At 72.1% G+C, this 3,321-nt stretch carries 3 protein-coding genes; all 3 read right to left on the bottom strand.

Annotated elements, in window-relative coordinates:
* Positions 1-2,063: tetratricopeptide repeat protein (locus FNH05_RS35060; RefSeq protein WP_425458522.1), on the bottom strand; the 2,063-nt coding region annotated here is incomplete at its 3' end.
* 56 nt (positions 2,064-2,119) lie between these two features.
* Positions 2,120-2,602 (bottom strand): carboxypeptidase regulatory-like domain-containing protein, encoded by a 483-nt coding sequence (locus tag FNH05_RS35055; RefSeq protein WP_144593144.1) that lies wholly within the window; start codon positions 2,600-2,602, stop codon positions 2,120-2,122.
* Positions 2,599-3,204 (bottom strand): RNA polymerase sigma factor, encoded by a 606-nt coding sequence (locus tag FNH05_RS35050; RefSeq protein ID WP_144593143.1) that lies wholly within the window; start codon positions 3,202-3,204, stop codon positions 2,599-2,601. Before FNH05_RS35050 ends, FNH05_RS35055 begins: the two co-directional genes overlap by 4 nt.
* Positions 3,205-3,321 lie beyond the last annotated feature (117 nt).

Genomic DNA, 3,321 nt, shown 5'->3' with positions numbered 1-3,321 from the left:
GGTTCCTGGTGCCCCTGTTCGGCCGCCGTCAGCCAGGCCGTGGCCGACGGGGCGACGGAGATCGCGCGCCCCCGCAGCGAAGGCAGCGCACCCCACGGCAGCGCGTAGAGCGGGCCGATCGGCACGATCACCAGTTCCCGGTCCCCGATCGCCTCCGCCAGTGGCCGCACCAGCAACCCGTCGACCAGGTTCGCCCGTTTCTCCGCCGACGCGGTCACCGCGGCGGCCAGCGGCGCGGGCAGGTGGTCCGGCGCGAGCACGTTGAGGTCCGCATGCAGTTGCCGGGTGATCTCCACGGTCTCCGCGAGCGGCCCCAGCGGCACCACCCGGAACCGGCCGTCCCGGACGACCACCGCCGAGATCCGGTCCCCGTGCGCGATGAGGCTCACCAGCACCCGGCCGCCCAGCCTGGCCGCGACCTCCTCGGGCGACGACACGGGCCGAGGACGGCCCCACGGACTCGTGTACCAGCCGAGCCGGGTGGCTTCGCGCTGCAACTGGCTGTAGCGCTGCTCCAGCTCTCCCACCGGTTCCCCGGCGAGCCGGTTCTTCTGGGCGGTCCGCTGCACGTGCCGCATCTCGTTGATCAGGCGGGCCAGCACCGGATCCGCGATCGCGGGCAGCGGCTCGTACCGGTAGACCTGGGCCCGCGTGCGCTCCTGCCAGACGAACAGCCGCCGGGCACCGGCATGGCCGCGCGCCCGGCCCAGGACGAGCCCCAGCGCGAGGCGGCCCAGTTCCTCACCGTGCACGGCGGTGCCGCACACCAGGTCCAGCCCGCCCATGCGATCGCGCACCTGGCTCAGCTCCGCCAGTCCCGCCCGGGCCTGCGCCAGCGCGGACCGCGGTTTCCCGGTGGCCAGCGCGAGTTCCGCCCGGCACAGGCGCAGCAGCATCAAGTGGTCGACCGGGGTGGTCTGCCGTGGTTTCGGCACGCACGCCAGCAGCGCTTCCGCCTCCCCGACCGCACCGCGCCGCAATTGGAGCCGGACCGCCAGCAGCCGGGCCAGTGCCGCCTCGTCCCGCAGTCCCAGCGCGGCGAGGCGCTCCGCGTGCCCGGACAGCTCCAGCGGCAACCGCTTGGGCGGCGTCCGCCGGTCGCCGAGGGCCGCCATCGCGTCCGCCCGCGAATTGGCCAGTGCCGCGACCTCGGCCCACCTTTCGTTGCCACGCCGCTGGAATCGGCGCCGGGCGGCGCCGGCGAACTCGCGAGCGAGGGCGAAGTCGCCTTCCAGGATCGCGGCCGCGGCCCTGGCCACCTCCGCCTCGGCCACGTCCTGGATCAGGCGGTTCTCGTGCAGCTGCGGCAGGGCCTCGTCCAGATGCCGCGCGGCCTCCTCGGCCAGCCCGGCGGCGAGCAGGGCACGGGCCTGGTCGAGCCGGACCAGCGGGAGCGAACCCGGGCCCACGGAGACGAACAGCCGGGCCGCTTCCTCGTAGTGGCGCAGGGCTTCGGGGATGTCGCCGACGAGCAGGGCACGGTCACCGAGGTTGTGGCGCGCCTTGGCTTCCAGCCGCCGGTAACCGTGGGACTCGGCCAGTTCCAGGCAGCGGTTCAGATCGGCCAGCGCGGCCTCCGGATCGCTGAGCCGCAGGTGCACGTATGACCGGTTCATCAGCGCGACGGCGTACCGCTGCCGTCGTTCGTCGGTGTCCATCGGCAGCCTTGGCAGGGCCTCGTCGAGCAGGACCAGCGACTCGCGTAGCCGTCCGCCACGGAACAGCAGCACGGCACGCTGGATCTCGACGACGTCGCCCGTGTAATCGCGATCCTGCCCCTCCGGCAACCGGCCGACCACGGCCTTCGCCTCCGCCAGTTGGGCGAGACCGGCCTCCAGCGAGGTGATCTCGGCCTCCGCGGAAGCCAGGCTGAGCAGCACCTTGGCCCGCAGCGTCAGCCAGTCCGCCCGCTCGGCGGGCGCCTGGTCGAGGCGCTTCAGGGCCTGTCTGAACAGGCGCAGGGCACGAGCCGGACCGTGATCGACCGCCTCGGTGCGGGCACGCTGATAGAGCGCATCGGCCGCGGCCACCGCCCGGTCGACGCGAAAAGGATGCCCTGCCACACGCCCTATCTGAGCACACGACGGCAGAGCGGGTGTAGCGGGTTTGAAGAAAGCGGTTACAGCACGACCGCGGGCGTCACCACCGTTCGCTTGCTGTCCGCACCGCCGACCGAGATCACGATCTGCGTGGTGCCCCTCGGTACGTCCTCCAGGACGAAACGCCCGCCGTCGTCGGCCAGGGTGCGGCGGCTTTCGTGACCGGCCACCCTGACCTCGACCCCGTGTTCCCCGGCGGGCACCAGCCAGCCGTCGATCCGGTGGCAGCGCCCGGTCCTGGTCAGATTGATCATCACGGTGAGATCGCTGACGGTGAAGGTGATCGTGCCCTGGTCCACGCTGCTGCGCACGCCGGCGAGCTGGTCCGCCCGCTCCCAGCGCGCCACCTCGACGTCGAGGTTCTCCAGCTCCAGTGCGAACTGCACCCGCTCGACCAGCCCCGGCGGGGCTGGATCGACCGTCGCGATGATCCGGTCCAGATCGGCGAGCAGCGCCTCGTCGTCCGGATGAACACCACCACCCGGTACCGATCTTTCGTTCATGCGCTGCCCCCTTCGAAGTCCAGCATCTCGCGCATCGTCTTCAGGCAGCGGCCGCGGTTCGGCCCGATACTGCCCCGTGGCATCTGGAGCGCCTCGGCGACGAGCCGGTATTCGGCGCGTCCGGCGAGCACGGTCAGTCGCAACAGCTCCTGGCAGCGGTGCGGCAACCTGCCGAACGCCTGCCAGATGCGGCGATCCCGTTCGGAGCGCAGCACTTCCGCCTCGGGTGCGGGCAAGGTGCTGGGCACGGACTCGGCCATCTCGTCGGTCAACGGCACCGGTGGCGCCTTCCGCCCGTTCGCCCGCTGGGCCTCGTGCCGGGCCGTGGTGACCAGCCAGCCCGCCAAAGCCCTTGGCTCGCGGAGCTGGTCGAGGTGACTGAACAGGGCGAGCCACACGGTCTGCACCACGTCCTCCGCGGTGTGGGCGTCCAGCCCGTGCCCGCGCGCGACGTTCCACACCAGCGGGGTCAGCTCGCTCACCAGGCGGTTGAGCGCCTGCCGGTTGCCCTCGCGTGCCGCCTGCAGGCAGACGGCGAACAGCTCCGGACCGCGCAGCCCCTCCCAGGGAGGGTCGACCTCCGTGGTGTGCACTCCCGTCACCGCATTCGCCCCGCTCTCCGTAGGTCACCCTTACTCGCTACCGGCATTATCCGGGGCTCCCTCCTTCAACCAGAGGGGGCGGGACGACACCAGATACGGTCAGGACCGGTCTTCTTC

This window comes from Amycolatopsis rhizosphaerae, from assembly GCF_007713715.1.
Taxonomy (GTDB): Bacteria; Actinomycetota; Actinomycetes; order Mycobacteriales; family Pseudonocardiaceae; genus Amycolatopsis_E; species Amycolatopsis_E rhizosphaerae.
Note: the sequence above shows the minus strand (reverse complement) of the source record. Positions and strands in the feature narration are given on the sequence as shown.

Coding starts and splice junctions, on each gene's coding strand:
- FNH05_RS35055 (WP_144593144.1), bottom strand. CDS start 2,602: ATGAACGAAAGATCGGTACCGGGTGGTGGTGTTCATCCGGACGACGAG.